Here is a 15708-nt window from a genome sequence, read left to right as displayed (position 1 = left end):
ATGGACAAAAATGCGATAAAGAAATTCGCTGTCTGGGCACGTCGGGAACTGATTGAGCGTGTATCCCAGAAGGCGATGCAATATGGAATTGAAAAGGACAACATCGTTGATGCTGCAGCTGACAGCATCAACGGAAAAGTCCTGACTGATACACAGAAGAATCAGCGCAGGGCATTGATTTCTCAGATCAATGCCAAGGGCTATGAGGAAGTGATGGAGGAAGTTGCTTACACCTGGTTCAATCGCTTGATTGCCCTACGGTTTATGGAGGTCAACGGCTATCTCCCCACCCGTGTGCGTGTGTTCACGGACGAGGAAAACAACTTCAGACCGCAGATCATTGACGAAGCCTTGCACCTGGATTTGGATGGCTTGAACATGGAAAAAGTCTATGAGTTCAAGAACACTAACCAGACAGAAGAACTCTACAAATACCTGCTGATTACCCAGTGCAACGCCCTGAATAGCATTCTGCCGGGAATGTTCCAGCGTATTTCCGACTACACCGAGCTGCTTCTTCCGGACAACTTGCTTCGTGAAGGTAGTGTCATCGAGCAGATGATTTCCACTATTCCAGAGCAAGATTGGCAGGATGCGGTGCAGATCATCGGCTGGCTGTATCAGTATTACAATGCTGAGAAGAAGGACGAGGTGTTTGCCGCCCTCAAGAAAAATGTGAAAATTACCAAGGAAAATATTCCGGCAGCAACCCAGCTGTTTACTCCGGACTGGATTGTCCGTTACATGGTGGAGAATTCTCTCGGTCGCCTGTGGGTGGAGGGACATCCCAATGACGAACTGAAATCCGGCTGGAAGTATTATCTGGAAGAAGCCAAACAGGAACCGGAGGTGCAGGCACAACTGGCAGAAATCTGCAAGGAATATGCCGCTATGACACCGGAGCAGATTAAGTGTATTGACCCTTGCTGCGGTTCCGGTCATATCCTCGCTTACTTATTCGATGTGCTGGTGCAGATTTACGAGAGCTACGGCTACACCACTCGTGAAGCGGTGGAAAGCATCGTGAAGAATAATCTCTATGGTTTGGACATTGACGACCGTGCGGCGCAGCTCGCCTATTTTGCGGTGATGATGAAAGCCCGTCAATATGACCGCCGGTTTTTCAGCCGCCAGATTCAGCCAAACGTCTATGCGATTCAGGAAAGCAATGGGATTGACCGCTATGCATTGGAATACTTCTGTAATGGCGATACCAAGCTGAAAGCGGCGATGGACACCATTGTCAAGGAGATGCACGACGCCAAAGAGTACGGTTCTATTCTGAATATTACCCCTGTGGATTTTGCTGCCCTGTATGCCCGTTTTGATGAGGTGCGGGACGACATCAGCATGAGCAAAGAGAGCGTGTTGAACAGCCTGTTGCCATTGGTACAGGTAGCGGAAGCACTTGCGCAGAAATATGATGTGGTTGTAACGAATCCGCCATATATGGGTGGGAGAAGCATAAGTTCAAAACTGGGTGACAAAATTCAAGAGCTATATCCTGATGGACGTCAAGACCTTTTTGCGGTATTTATTGAAAGAGATTTTGATTTTCTTAAAGCAAATGGTTTTTCTGGAATGATTACTATGCACTCTTTCATGTTTTTGGCAAGTTTTGAACATCTCAGAGTGAACTTCTTGAAGAATAATCTTATTTCTTTGGTTCACCTTGGGATTAAGGCGTTCGACGAAATTGGAAATGATGTTGTCCAAACAGCCAGTTATGTTGTGCGAAAGGCTGAACTGCCAAGGTATGATTCCGTTTTTTCAAGATTGGTGGATTGCAAAGATCAGGTGTTGAAGCAAACGGAATTCCTAAAGCATCGCTTTTTATCCACGAACAAAGTTGCTGACTTCTTGCGTATTCCGGGTGCAACGTTGGCATATTGGGTGCCAGAAGCGTTTATAGAAAACTATGAAAACTATCCTGCTCTGGGAAGTATGATTGAAATGTCATCGCTAAATAAAACGGGTGATAACGAAACATATCTCCGTTATTGGTGGGAAATTGATAAGGATTGCATTGGAGGAAGGTGGATATTCTATTCTAAAGGCGGGAATTTCCGTAGGTATTATGGGAATATTGATATGGTAATTGATTGGAGTGAAACGGCGAGAAACTTTTATAAAACAAACAAAACCTCAAATCTCGTAGCAGAAGAATACTGGTATAGAGAAGGAATTACATATTCAGCTGTTACAAGCAGAGGAACCGGGTTTAGATATTTGCCGAAGGGCTGCGTATACGATATGGGTGGTCCGGCTATTTTTCTAAGAGACAATTCCAAATTACTTCCTATTCTTGCGTTGCTAAATTCAAGCGTTTCAACGTTTTATTTCAACGTAATGAATCCGTCCATCAACTTGCAGACGAAAGATATTAAACAATTACCTGTTATATTAGACTCAACAGGTAATATAAGCAGGCTTGCGGAGCAGAATCGTAATTTGGCAGAGGCTGATTGGAATAGTAGTGAAACAAGTTATTGCTTTGGCTCAAGACATTTTTGTGCCGAATCACTTGCAAGTGAATATGACTACGACAAAGTAAGCAGGGAAAAGAAAGCGCAGATGTTTATGGATAACCTGCGTGAGATAAATTTGGAGTTTGCAACTTTATATCGCCTCGATGAAGAAAGTCTGCCGGAACTTGAAAGCAGAGACAATGCGATTGCTGTATACAGCAAAAAAGAATGGGTCGTTTCGGTCATTTCCTATGCAGTAGGCTGTATGTTCGGCAGATATTCGCCCCTAAAAGATGGTCTGCTTTATGCTGGTGGGGATTGGGATTATACTGCAATCCAGCAGGAATTGATGGATGCCATCGGAAAGAATGCGTTCTCCAGCGGTGATATGGTATGGGATGCCAACTTTATTGATAAAGACAATATTATCCCAATTTGTGATGATGAATATTTTGAGGATGACATTGTTGGTCGTTTCATCAACTTCATCTCGGATGTATATGGCAAGGATACTTTGGAAGAAAACCTGAAGTTCATTGCTGATGCTCTGGGCGGTAAAGGCCAGCCCAAGGAAGTGATCCGCAATTATTTCCTCAATGATTTCTATGCCGACCACTGCAAAATTTATCAGAAGCGCCCCATTTACTGGCTCTTTGACAGCGGCAAAAAGAACGGCTTCAAGGCTCTCATCTATATACACCGCTACCAGCCGGACACCATTGCCCGCATCCGCACCGATTATGTGCATGAGCAGCAGAGCCGTTACCGCACCGCCATTGCCGATATGGAAAACCGCATTGCAAATGCGTCCACCAGCGAGCGTGTGAAGCTGAACAAAGCCTTGACTAAACTGAAAGATCAGGATACCGAGCTGAGAAGCTACGAGGAAAAAATCCACCATCTGGCAGACCAGATGATTGCTATTGATCTGGATGATGGCGTCAAGGTCAACTATGCAAAATTCCAGGATGTACTGGCAAAAATCAAGTAAGGAGGTTGCAGTGTGGATATAGAAAAAGTAATACAAGACTTAAACCGCAGGTTTGCTGCACCTTTACCGGAGTATTATCATCGCCGTATTATTTTCTGGCATGATGAGGACAGAGAGTTCGAGGATAAGCTGGATGAAATTCAGCTGGACAATGCCAAACTGGTTGCTTTGAACGGCAGTAACACCTTTATGGTGAAAAAGTTGCTGGGGAGCGATGACCAGACAAACAATTATTTGGTTTACAATCCTCTCTCTTTTGATAAGCCGGATGATGACTGGCTGATTGACGTGAAGCTGTATAGCGAAGAATTCCGTGCGGATCTGATTTCCATGTGGATGGATGAGATGGGCTTGGTGTCGAATATTGCGATGCGGAAAGAAGTCAAGCACTATCGGAAATTCTTTAATGCCAAAGAACGTCGGGTGAAGGTGGCGGTTCAGAGTAAAACCCCAGAAAAACCAGCGCAACTGCACATGGCTGTTATGGCTGCAATCTGTGGTATTAAAGAACCCCAGCCGAACCAGATCATGCAGTGTGTGTTTCGTGCCGGTCTGGATAAGCAGAACAACCCGGTCTATCAGGATTTTGTAAACTATGGGGCGCAGAATGCTTTCTGGGCGATGGTGCGCCAGGGAACCGGCTACTGCGAGGAAGATGGAGATATTGGTCAGCTGGCAATTCATTTGCTGCTAACTGCATCTACCCGTACTATGTTTCCGGAACATCTGGCTGGCTTAGAAAGATTCCTGTCCCTTCCCCATCAGGCATACTGCTATGACTTTGTGTCTGACTGGCTGCGGAGTGAGAATAACCATCAGCTTTATGAAATCGCCCGTTATGTGGAGGAAGAAGCCTACTTGCCAAAGCGGTTCAGCCAGCTGGCATTGGAAGATTTGGTGGATACCGAGTGCTTCCCGTGTATCAATGAAATCGTTCTGACAAAGCTGATGACGGAAATCAGCAATCAAATCATTGATGCGGATGTCATTACGAAAATAGTGGAAAAGCGCCGCACCTGTGTCTGGTATGAGGAGTTTGCCAACTTCTATGAGGGAATCTTGCAGGTGGCGAATATGCAGGAGTTCTTCAAAGAACACTCTGCCGGTTTCCATACGGCACAGGCTCGTGAGGTATGGAAGAACTACACCAACGATTATTACAAGATGGATCGCTTTTACCGGCAGTTCCAGCTCTGCTTCCAGAGAAGTCTGGAAACCTCCAATATGCTGTTGGATGATCTGTTCAAGCACGTTGTGGATAAGGTAGAGGGGCTGTATTCTCACTGGTTCCTGGGCGAACTGGGAAGTAACTGGTCGGATGTGTGCGCCGATGAACTGGCACAGTATGGAAAGATACTGGAAATTCCCCGGCAGGAGGACTTCTATCGTTCCCGTATCAAAAATGCGGATTCCAGAGTATTTGTCATTATCTCGGATGCCATGCGCTATGAGGTGGCAGCTACACTTGCGGAAGAACTTGAGCGAGAGAATCAGAGCCAGGTGAAGTTGGAGAATATGCAGTGCATTTTCCCATCCATTACGAAATTTGGTATGGCAGCATTGCTTCCGCATACGAAGCTGTCCGTCGAGGTCAAGAACGATGTTCTGACCGTACTGGCTGATGGACAGTCCACCGCCAGTACCAACCGTGACAAAGTGCTGAAAGCGGCTAATCCTGCAAGTGTGGCGTTGCAGTACAAGAACATTATCGGCATGAAACGTGCCGAGAGAAGCGCCTTGGTGAAGGGTATGGATGTTGTGTACATCTACCACGATACCATTGATGAAGCAAGCCATACCTCTGATACCGCTGTTTTCACGGCTTGTGAGAAAGCAGTTTCTGAACTAAAAAACATGGTGCGTATTATCGTAAATGAGTTTGGCGGCACGAATATTCTGATTACCGCAGACCACGGGTTCCTGTACACATACAGTCCCCTCAACGAGGATAACAAGGCGGACAAAACCAGCTTTAACAGCATGGATGTGGAATATGGCAGACGATACGCCATTATGCAGAAGGGTGCTTCACCAGATTATCTGATGCCGGTGAAATTCCTGGATGGCAAAACCGAGTTTGAAGGTTTTGCGCCGAGAGAAAACATCCGTATCAAGATGAATGGCGGCGGGTTGAACTTCGTCCACGGCGGTATCAGTTTGCAGGAAATGGTGGTTCCGGTCATTGACTATCACCATTTGAGAAATGATTCGATGGAATATAAGCGCAACAGACAGAAATACGATACGAAACCTGTTACTGTGAGCTTGCTGTCTGCAAGCCGGAAAATCAGCAATATGATTTTCAGCTTGAACTTCTATCAGAAAGATGCGGTGGGTGCGAACCGAGAAGCTGCAACCTATCAGGTTTATTTTACAGATTCTAATGGCAAGCAGATCAGTGATGTTCAGAAGATTATCGCTGATAAAACCACCGACAACGGCACAGAGCGTACATTCCGCTGTACTTTCAATCTGAAGCCGCTGAAGTACAGCAATACCGGAACCTACTATCTGGTGATTGCAGACGAGCAGGGACTCCAGCTTCCACAGCGTGAGGAATTTCAGATTGACATTGCCTTTGCGGTGGATGAGTTCGACTTTTTCAGTTAAGCATCGCAGGAGGAACCAAGGATAGAACAGATGACTGAGTGTGAAAGCACTCGTGATGAAATAAAAGAAAAACTCCGTCAGCATTTTGACGGAAAGATTGTCCGTAAGGACTTAACCAAGAAAATCAAAGAAGGAGCTAATGTCCCGGTATATGTCCTGGAATTTCTGCTGGGACAGTATTGTAGCTCCGATGACGAAGAAGTGATTGAATCCGGTGTGCAGACAGTAAAAAGGATTCTCGCTGATAACTTTGTGCGTCCAGATGAAGCACAGAAAATCCTTTCCAAACTACGTCAAAAAGGTAGTCATACTGTCATTGATATGATCACCGTCCATTTGGATATAAAAAGGAATTGCTTCTTCGCCTCCTTCTCGAATTTAGGGCTGACTAATGTGCCCATCGAAGATGAATATCCGGAAAAATACGACCGCCTGTTGTGCGGCGGTATCTGGTGCATTGTGCAGCTGGATTATGAATATGTGGAGGAAGAAAAGCAGAACGGCTATCCAATTCAGATCCGCAAGTTGACACCGATTCAGATGCCGCATATTGATATTGCAGACCTGAAACAGGGACGAAAGTCTTTTTCCAAAGAGGAATGGATTGACATCCTGCTCCGTTCTATTGGTATGGAACCGGATGCGCTTTCCTATCGTGAAAAGTGGCTGCTTCTGACCCGTATGATTCCATTGGTGGAGAACAACTTCAACCTTTGTGAACTCGGTCCCCGCAGTACCGGTAAATCTCATTTGTACAAGGAGATTTCTCCAAATAGTATTTTGGTTTCCGGTGGTCAGACGACGGTTGCGAACCTTTTCTACAACATGGGAAGAAAAACAGTAGGTCTGGTTGGTTTATGGGATTGTGTTGCCTTTGATGAGGTAGCGGGAATTCGTTTTAAGGACAAAGACGGAATCCAGATTATGAAAGACTATATGGCATCTGGTTCTTTTGCCCGTGGTAAAGAGGAAAAAGCGGCTTCCGCATCTATGGTATTTGTCGGAAACATCAACCAGAGTGTAGATGTTCTTCTGAAAACTTCCAGCCTGTTTGACCCGTTCCCGCCTGAAATGGGCACGGATACAGCATTTTTAGACCGTATGCACTGCTACCTGCCGGGATGGGAAATTCCGAAGTTCAGACCGGAGCATTTTACGAACGACTATGGGTTCATCAGCGATTATCTCGCTGAGTTTATCCGTGAGCTGCGGAAGGAACAATATGGTGATGCCATTGACCGGTACTTCCGGCTTGGAAAAAACCTGAACCAGAGAGATACCATTGCAGTCAGAAGAATGGTTGACGGTTATCTGAAACTGGTTTATCCGGATGGAGAGTTTACCAAAGAACAACTGGAAGAAGTTCTTCAGCTGGCGCTGGAAATGCGCCGACGTGTAAAAGAGCAGCTGAAAAAGCTGGGCGGTATGGAGTTCTATGATGTAAACTTCTCCTACATTGATATGGATGATATGTCCGAACATTATGTGTCTGTGCCAGAACAAGGCGGCGGAAAGTTAATTCCGGAAGGAATGTGCAACCCTGGACAGGTCTATACTGCTTCTCAAGGTAAGAGCGGTATGATCGGTGTGTTCCGGCTGGAGTCCCAGATGCTTCCTGGAAACGGAAAGTTTGAAAGAACTGGCATTGGAACTGACCGTGATGCGAAAGAGTCTACCAACACGGCATTTAATTTCCTGAAGGCAAATGCTAACCGTATCAGCGGCAGCATCAGCACCACGATGAAGGACTATATCATCAACTACCAGGATTTACAGGGCATTGGCATGACCGGGAAACTGGCATTACCTACACTGATTGCTTTGTGTTCTGTTGCATTGGGAAAACCGGTGCAGAGTTCTTTGGTGGTGCTTGGGGAAATCAGCATCAGCGGCACAATGATAAAAGTGGATGAACTTGCAAGTACATTGCAGGTGTGTCTGGACAGCGGTGCAAAACGAGTGCTGATACCGAGTACATCTTTCGTGGATATTGCGACTGTCCCTCCAGATTTAATGAGTGCATTTCAGCTGATCCCTTATCAGAGTGCGGAGGATGCTGTGTTCAAAGCTTTAGGTGTCGAATAAGTTAAGATATTTACATATAATCTGATGCCGCATTTTATTTGATGAGGAGGATTGAGAAATGATCAAGTCTGTTCATGACTATCAGATAGATGATGTATTCAAGAAAGACGCAGGTTTTTGCTACTCGATTCCGAAGTATCAACGTGAATACACATGGGGACAGTATCAATGGAAAGATCTCTATGATGATATTTGCGAAAACGATTATGGATATTTTATTGGTTCTATCATTTGTATTGATAATTCTTCAGATGCGTTTCAGATAAAGGAATTGGAGGTTGTCGATGGGCAGCAGCGTTTGACTACTCTGTGTCTTTTGCTGACTGCTATCTATAATCGATTGAAGCAACATAAAGACGAGTTGGACGAGGACGACGAGGACGAACTTCCTACGCTCAGAAAATCTATTATTTGTAAGGGTGCGTCTAATGGGCTGATTCTGTGTCCGCAGATTCAGAATAACAACCAAGCAGATTTCAATGTTGTTATGTTTGAAAACGGTTTGCTCAAGAGTGCCAAAAAGGAAAAGAATTGGGGAAATCGAAAAATTGCTAAGTGTTATAAATATTTTCTGCATCGACTGGATCAGGATATTGAGGAATCCGGTGATGCAGTAACAACTTTGCTTGAAATAAAGCGTAAAGTTTCCAAGGCTGTTCTTGTCAAAATTGAAGTAGGCAGCCATGCGGAAGCCTATACACTGTTTGAGTCCCTGAATAACAGGGGTACACCACTTACTGCAATAGACTTGATGAAGAATCTTATTCTGGCAAGAGCAGAACGTTCTGGGTTGACTTGTGACGACTGTTTTGATGACTGGCAAACTCTGTTGGGATACCTCACGGATGATTACTCTACTCAGGAGCGATTTTTCCGTCAATACTACAACGCCTTTAAGAATGAGCTGAATGAACCGTTCCGTACTGATGGACAGCGTAAGAAAGACCCACTGGGTTACATTGCCACACGCTCTAATCTGTTGTCGATTTTTGAGGAGTTGATAAACAGAGATTTGACCGGCTTTATGAACGACATTCTTGCCTGCGGAGAGATATATTCTCAGCTTATTTTGAGCAACGATGATAAGACAAAATATACTAATAGCTTGACTGAGTTGAGCCGAATTCAGGGGGCACCGTCTTATCTTCTATTGATGTATCTTTTCAAAAAGCAGGAAGAGCTTCAGATTCAGGACAGCGATCTCCAAGATACCATTAAGCTACTGACCCGTTTCTTTGTTCGTAGAAATACTACCGATACACCTAACACCAGAGATCTGAACAAGATTTTCATGCAGATCATTTTTGATGTGGAGGAAAAGGGTCTCACTGGAAATGTAATTTATCAGCATATTTATGAAGAACTCGTTCGCTGGTCTGCATCTGATGATGTCTTTGAGGAAAAATTAAAAGGTGATATTTACGAAGAAAATGTTGGTGTTGCCCGTTTTGTGCTTTGCGCTATCGCTCAAAAGGCTATGACCACAGAAACCTGGACAGATCTCTGGGAGCAGAATGATTATGGCGGTAAAAAAGTTTTCAAATGGACGATAGAGCATATCTTCCCAGAAGGGAAAAATATTCCTTCAAAATGGGTTGATATGATTGCCGGTGGTGACCGCAACCTAGCAAATGAATACCTTGAACAGTATGTTCACAAAATCGGAAACTTGACTATTACTGGATACAATAGCACATTGAGTAATCTCTCATTTATTGAAAAGCGAGATAGGCTTAATGCTCAAAAGCTGAAGGTTGGATACCGAAACGGACTGGAAATCAATAAGGAGCTGGCTGAAAAGGATTCATGGACGGTTCAAGACATTATTGAGCGAACTGATAAGTTGGTAAGTCAGTTGCTTGAAATGTATAGTCTTTAATTTAAGCCGATTTGGTATGAAACGTTAAATCATTGGAGGTAAAAATGGGCGAAAAAGCGAAATATTATAAATGTGCATTACAAGTTAACTCGTATAGCTATGCTAAATACAGAGGAAATCATCCACAAGACGAACAAGAATATAATCGTAAAATTTTAGAACATTGTCAAAGTAATAATATTTCTGTGGTTGGACTTGCGGATCATGGTTCTGTCGATTCGTCTATTTCATTAAAATTGCTTCTTCAGGAAGCTGGAATAGTTGTTTTCCCTGGATTTGAAATATCAAGTGCGGAGAAAATACACATGGTTTGTCTCTTTCCACCTGAATACGATAACTCAAAGCTTAATAGAATTATAGGGAGTTTAGGTTTATCGCATATTGAAATTGGAACAGAAGCAAGTGAAAAAACATGTTTGGATATTGCAAGTAAGATTGAAGAAAACGGAGGTTTTTGGTATGCGGCACATGTTACGGGAGATAATGGAATCCTAAAAATCGGGAAAATGCAACATATATGGAAAGATAAACGCATGATTGCTGCACAAATTCCTGCTTCAAGAGAAGAAGTTGATCCCTCATATTCTAATATTATAAATAATACTGATTTGAGTTATAAGAGGGAACACATATTAGCGTATATCAATGCAAAAGATGTAGAAACACCTGAGGACTTAGACCAGGAAACAGCATCTGTATTGATTAAAATGTCAACGCTAGATTTTAAAAGTTTTTGTATGGCTTTTAGAGATCCGGAATCGAGAATTCGGTTAAATTCTGAAAGAGAAAATAATTATCAGAGTAGTATTGATAAAGTAAAAATATCAGGTGGATATTTAGATGAATTGTCGCTTGAATTATCAGAAAATCTTTCAACTATCATTGGTGGCAGAGGAACCGGAAAATCAACTTTGATTGGAGTAATCAGATATGCATTAGGACAAGAACCGATAGGAAAAGATGCCGCTAAAGATTTTGATAGTATGATTACTCAAAATTTGGGAAGCGGAAGTGTTGCAGAAATTACAGTAACTTCAAATGCACAGCATGGTCAAAAATTTATTATAAAGCGAAGATATAAACAAAAAACTGTTGTTACCACAGCAGATGGAACTGTTTCACCGCTCACAATAAGCGATATTCTCCCATCCATTGAGATTTATGGACAAAATGAAATTATGGAGATAGCTCGAGACGAATTAAAAATTCGAAATGTTGCAAGCCGGTTATTTTCAGTTCCAACAGAATTATTAGAAAAGATACAGAGTGCTCATGATGCACTTGTAGAAAATAGCTCTGTGATTTCAGATATTGAACAGCAGTTTAAAGCAACAGACCATTCTTTAGAAGAATTACCAGCAATTGAAGCTAAACTAAAATATTACACAGAAGCCGGTTTAGATGATAAACTAGCACTTTTTAAAAGGTTGTCTTCTGAAGAAGGTCAATTCAATGCACTTCAAAAGTCATTACCACTTAAAGTGACTCATTTTCCCGAGATAATGGCTGGGGAATATAAAAATCCAGAATTAGTAGCAATCGCAAAGGAAATAGAAATATTTAATGATAAGATAAAAGGTTTGAATGAACAATATGACAATTTGCTTAAAAATTTGAAGCAATCATTTGACGAACATAAGAAAAATTGGGAAGATAGCAAGGCAGAATACGACGAGCAACTTAAACTGTCTTTAAAAACTATGGATGGTGTTCAAGACATGTCTAGTCAAGATATTGTCGAAGAATATAGCAATTTAATAAAAAAGGTTGAAGAATGTAAGCCACTTGCCGAAAGGCAAAAGGATCTTAAAACAAAACTTTCAGAAGCACACGAGAACAGAGCCACACTAATTGAAAATTATAAAACAATTTGTGATGAACGAGATCAATATTTAAAAAGGAGCATTAAAAAGATTAATAAAAACAAACTATGTGGTGTAGTGCAAATCGGTGTTAAATATAGGCAGAATAAAAAGAGATTACTTGCGTATTTAACCTCGCTTATAGCCGGTGTTGGAGATAAAAGCATCAATGGAATTGCTGAACATGAAGATTTTGATGTATTTACTTTTGCAAATGATTGTCGAGAAGGATGTGAAAGAATAAGAGAAATTTACAAACTAACACAAGGAGTTGCCGAAAAAATCGTTGATTCATTGACAGAAGAAAATCTAAGGGTTATTGAAGAAATGCAACTTGAAGATATAGTGGAAATTGAGCTTAATGTTGGAGGCAAGTTTAAAAAATTAAAAGATTTATCAAAAGGACAACAATGTACAGCAATATTAAATCTTTTGCTTCTTGATAATAAAGATCCTTTGATTATTGATCAACCGGAAGATAACCTTGACAATTCTTTTATAGCGGATAATTTAGTAAGAACATTAAGGAGTAATAAAATTAAGCGACAATATATTTTGGCTACACATAATGCGAATATTCCAGTTTTTGGTGACGCAGAACAAATAATTACAATGGAAGAAGAAAACGGAAGTGGTCGTGTAGCTACTGATGGACTTGGTTCAATTGATGATCAAGGTGTTAAAGCAAAAGTAATAGGCATACTGGAAGGTGGGACAGATGCATTTAAAATGCGTGAAGAAAAATATGGTATATAAATCTCTGGTTACATAATCTTATTGTATCATAGATAAATGTATCAATAAAAAGCAGACCTGTAAACTCGGCACAGGTCTGCTTTATGAATTTGGAACCATCTTAGTTTTTCTCTTTATACTCGGAAATCAGTTCCTCTGTCAAATACTCATCACTCATACAGTGCAGATCAGATACTCCTTCACTGATTAAGCGATAAATTTCTGAGTGGTAGAAGAAGCTTAGGGCATCATCCAAGGATAGGTTTTCTTTTTCCGAAAATTGCTCGATAATTCGGGCATATTTTTTTTGCAATAAAATAGGATTGGCGGTCAAATCTGTTCACTCCCTTCATAGTGCAGATACTCATCAAGAGCGTTCTGCGTTCGGAAACATATTTGTAAGTTGGGCTTTTCATAGCGCAGGCGGCGAATCGCTTCTCCTTTGTCAATCAGATTATCAAAGTAAAGCTCAACGGTATTAAATACCTTATCGTTGGCGACACCGCCAATCACTATATCATAATCTGTTGTATCATTTCCAGTTCTGCATTTCAGAATAAAGTCGAGCCATTCTTCAGAATAGCTTTCAAATCTCAAAATTTTAAGTTCCTGATAAGCCTTTTCATCAAAAATGTAACGAGAAACAATTCCATTTTTGCCACGACGCTTGAATTTTTCACACCACTTTACTGCTTGATCGTAAAGAGGTGTTGTGTAAAAGCCACGTCCAAAATCGACATTTTCTCTGGAATGTAATAAATCTGGAGTTTGAATTTCCAGATAGGAGCCATGATATAAAATCATAATTGGATACCCCTTTCTTCCATTAAGCTGATAATATCATCTACGATATAGTCCTTACTTTGGGTATGAAGCATCTCATACTCCGGTACGATATAACTATTCAAAATATCGCTTTTTTCAGTCAACGCCTGATAAACTTCTTCGGCATTTTTTTCCAGCTTAATAGCAATATTTTCGATACAGAATACAGCAAATTCCAGCTCATCTGTATTTGTTATTTTAGAGTTATCTAACATGGTTGAAGCACCCCCTGTTATTCATATTCAAAATGGTTTGTATCGTTGTAATCTCCAAGATCATCTTTCAGGAAATCTGACTTCCGGATGTACATGGGATTTACCAGCTCACCTTTTTCGTGCAGAAGGCTGAACTTATAGTCCAGCAGTGCTGCGGGAACGTAAAGCTGTTTTGCGGTTTCAAAGAACGAGTATTCGGACAAAAGCTCTAATACTTCGCTATCCTCTAAGAGTAACTCTGCTGCAAAGAAGTTTGCTTCATTTTCTTCCAACGAGCTGCCGTCCAACACTTCCATTTCCTGAAATCCTTTCATCATGGCAATCTGAGCATGAAGCACAGCGTGTCCTAATTCGTGAGCAACTAAGATACGTTCCAATATATCATTCACATTACTGTCAATAACAATATTCTTTTGTCTGGACTGGTAGAAGAAAAATCCTTTTAATTTTTTCTCCATATCATAAAAATGAATTTTGATTCCCAGACATTTGCAAAGCTCATAAGGATCTCTGGTGTCATATTTTTTTATCAGTTTTTCAACTGTTTCAATAATGCGTGCTGCCGTTCTCACTTGCTTCACCTCCCAATCGGACACAGAAAACAGTTATCTGCGAGTGAGGTCTGACTTAATGGCTGCTATTCCGTTTGTTTATGTTTTCTGTATTTTTTAGGAGTGAATTTTTCTTTGGCATTCTTTTTTGAATCTATATAGACTGCCATCAATGCCTGGAAGAATACATCTTTAGCATCTTCGTCCAGATCACCACCGGCAAACAAAGAACTTACTCGTCCCAATACTTCCTGAGCTTCCTTTGCACCTTTGGCACCAAACTGCTTTCGTGCTTCAGCGAGGAACATATCTTCATCTATACGGCTTTGTTTGTCGGTTTCCTCATCGTCCAAAAGATAAGAAACAGATATATGCAAGGCTTCCGCCAATTTTCTGATATTGCTTTTTCGAGGGAGTGTTCCCAACTGCTCATAGGTGTAGAGAGAGCGTTCAGAGATTCCGGTTAACTGGGCAAGTTCTGTCTGAGAAAGATTCATTGCCAACCGAGCCTCCTTTACTTTTTCGCCAAATGTCATGTCCTTTCCTTCCTTTCTATGAAATTATTTGTTCGTAACTTCCGATTATTTATTGACAAACTTCTGGAAATAGATATAATGGAACTTGAAAACAGAAGTTTAACTTCATTTTTATTATATATCGGAAGTTTCAATTAGTCAATAAGTTCCGACTGTAACTTCTGGTTTTTATATTGTGTCTTACAGTTTGAACATGATATATACTGGTTATTCTGTCCATGCTTCGGCATTTTCTTTCCCTTTGGCTGAAAGTGGACTTAGAAAGGAATTTGTATATGAAATAGAACCGAAAGGAGTTTTTTTATGAGCAGGAATAACACTCAGGCTTTACATAGCATCCGTATGATGTGCAGGATGCAGCAAGTGGATGAAAAAGTTTTGTATGACCGTTCCAGGCTGATTCTTTCCATTTATCGGGATGTCTGCTGGTCTACAATGGGAAGAGCAGAAGAAGTCTATGATGATTTGATTTGTACCTGTGGTACCAGTTTGGATGGAGCACTGATTTATCTGGAAACCTTTGCTCCTGATGAAGCAAGAGAACGTTTTGAAGAAAAAATCCGGAGCCTGTTTGAAACAAAATGGATCATTGAACTGGTGGATAATGCTATGGGACGAATTCGGGAATACCCTTGTCGGGGAGATTTATATTGTGAGATACTCTCCAAGTGTTATTTGAGCAGATTTAAGTATAAAGAAGCTGAGATGCTGGAAATAATGGATATGGAGCGCAGCACCTATTACGACCGCAAAAAAGAAGCTGTTATGCTTTTTGGTTTGTCCCTGTGGGGCAATGCAATTCCCATGCTGAAAGAGTTTCTGGCAACTGCGAGAGAAGATGAAACAACGGGTTATGAAATTTAGAAAGTCCGATAAAAGTCCGACAAAATACCGACACTTTTCCTACTGAAAGTCCGACCTTGTAGGTGTTAAGATTAGTATGCTGGGAGA

The 15708-nt window shown here is 41.5% G+C and carries 11 protein-coding genes; 6 read left to right on the top strand and 5 right to left on the bottom strand.

Annotated elements, in window-relative coordinates:
- Genes pglX through BQ5375_RS04270 form a run of 5 tightly spaced genes read left to right on the top strand, consistent with a single transcriptional unit; the run spans position 1 to position 12651 of the window.
- The gene (gene pglX / locus BQ5375_RS04290; protein WP_076917460.1) at positions 1-3459 is read left to right on the top strand and encodes a BREX-1 system adenine-specific DNA-methyltransferase PglX; all 3459 of its coding nucleotides are present in this window, start codon (positions 1-3) and stop codon (positions 3457-3459) included.
- Between the two features lie 12 nt (positions 3460-3471).
- A complete protein-coding gene (gene pglZ / locus BQ5375_RS04285; RefSeq protein WP_076917459.1) occupies positions 3472-6069 on the top strand; it encodes a BREX-1 system phosphatase PglZ type A in 2598 nt (865 codons plus the stop codon).
- A 30-nt stretch (positions 6070-6099) separates the two neighbouring features.
- A complete protein-coding gene (gene brxL, locus BQ5375_RS04280) occupies positions 6100-8154 on the top strand; it encodes a protease Lon-related BREX system protein BrxL (RefSeq protein WP_076917458.1) in 2055 nt (684 codons plus the stop codon).
- A gap of 58 nt (positions 8155-8212) precedes the next feature.
- The gene (locus BQ5375_RS04275; RefSeq protein WP_076917457.1) at positions 8213-10033 is read left to right on the top strand and encodes a DUF262 domain-containing protein; all 1821 of its coding nucleotides are present in this window, start codon (positions 8213-8215) and stop codon (positions 10031-10033) included.
- A 44-nt stretch (positions 10034-10077) separates the two neighbouring features.
- Positions 10078-12651 (top strand): TrlF family AAA-like ATPase, encoded by a 2574-nt coding sequence (locus BQ5375_RS04270; RefSeq protein WP_076917456.1) that lies wholly within the window; start codon positions 10078-10080, stop codon positions 12649-12651.
- Between the two features lie 100 nt (positions 12652-12751).
- Here the strand turns inward: BQ5375_RS04270 and BQ5375_RS04265 are convergent, their stop codons facing one another.
- The 5 genes from BQ5375_RS04265 to BQ5375_RS04245 all read right to left on the bottom strand — a co-directional run bounded on the left by BQ5375_RS04265 (position 12752) and on the right by BQ5375_RS04245 (position 14757).
- Positions 12752-12964, bottom strand: a complete 213-nt coding sequence (locus tag BQ5375_RS04265) for a DUF3791 domain-containing protein (protein WP_076917455.1) — start codon at positions 12962-12964, stop codon at positions 12752-12754.
- Positions 12961-13434, bottom strand: a complete 474-nt coding sequence (locus tag BQ5375_RS04260; RefSeq protein ID WP_076917454.1) for a DUF3990 domain-containing protein — start codon at positions 13432-13434, stop codon at positions 12961-12963. Before BQ5375_RS04260 ends, BQ5375_RS04265 begins: the two co-directional genes overlap by 4 nt.
- Positions 13431-13670, bottom strand: coding sequence for a DUF3791 domain-containing protein (locus BQ5375_RS04255; protein ID WP_076917453.1), 240 nt, complete (start codon positions 13668-13670; stop codon positions 13431-13433). The genes BQ5375_RS04260 and BQ5375_RS04255 overlap by 4 nt, the downstream gene beginning before the upstream one ends.
- A gap of 17 nt (positions 13671-13687) precedes the next feature.
- Positions 13688-14242, bottom strand: coding sequence for an ImmA/IrrE family metallo-endopeptidase (locus tag BQ5375_RS04250; RefSeq protein WP_076917452.1), 555 nt, complete (start codon positions 14240-14242; stop codon positions 13688-13690).
- Between the two features lie 65 nt (positions 14243-14307).
- The gene (locus tag BQ5375_RS04245; RefSeq protein ID WP_076917451.1) at positions 14308-14757 is read right to left on the bottom strand and encodes a helix-turn-helix domain-containing protein; all 450 of its coding nucleotides are present in this window, start codon (positions 14755-14757) and stop codon (positions 14308-14310) included.
- A gap of 303 nt (positions 14758-15060) precedes the next feature.
- Here BQ5375_RS04245 and BQ5375_RS04240 point away from each other — a divergent pair, with 303 nt between their 5' ends.
- Complete coding sequence (locus BQ5375_RS04240) at positions 15061-15621, top strand: hypothetical protein (protein WP_076917450.1); 561 nt, start codon at positions 15061-15063, stop codon at positions 15619-15621.
- The last annotated feature ends 87 nt before the right edge of the window (positions 15622-15708 follow it).

The organism is Negativibacillus massiliensis (assembly GCF_900148495.1).
GTDB lineage: Bacteria > Bacillota > Clostridia > Oscillospirales > Ruminococcaceae > Negativibacillus > Negativibacillus massiliensis.
This window is presented reverse-complemented; position numbering and strand designations above follow the sequence as displayed.

Bases quoted from the DNA above. Each gene is read 5' to 3' on its own strand.
- brxL (WP_076917458.1), top strand. From the start codon at position 6,100: ATGACTGAGTGTGAAAGCACTCGTGATGAAATAAAAGAAAAACTCCGT.
- BQ5375_RS04270 (WP_076917456.1), top strand. From the start codon at position 10,078: ATGGGCGAAAAAGCGAAATATTATAAATGTGCATTACAAGTTAACTCG.
- BQ5375_RS04240 (WP_076917450.1), top strand. From the start codon at position 15,061: ATGAGCAGGAATAACACTCAGGCTTTACATAGCATCCGTATGATGTGC.
- pglX (WP_076917460.1), top strand. From the start codon at position 1: ATGGACAAAAATGCGATAAAGAAATTCGCTGTCTGGGCACGTCGGGAA.
- BQ5375_RS04260 (WP_076917454.1), bottom strand. From the start codon at position 13,434: ATGATTTTATATCATGGCTCCTATCTGGAAATTCAAACTCCAGATTTA.
- BQ5375_RS04255 (WP_076917453.1), bottom strand. From the start codon at position 13,670: ATGTTAGATAACTCTAAAATAACAAATACAGATGAGCTGGAATTTGCT.
- BQ5375_RS04245 (WP_076917451.1), bottom strand. From the start codon at position 14,757: ATGACATTTGGCGAAAAAGTAAAGGAGGCTCGGTTGGCAATGAATCTT.
- BQ5375_RS04275 (WP_076917457.1), top strand. From the start codon at position 8,213: ATGATCAAGTCTGTTCATGACTATCAGATAGATGATGTATTCAAGAAA.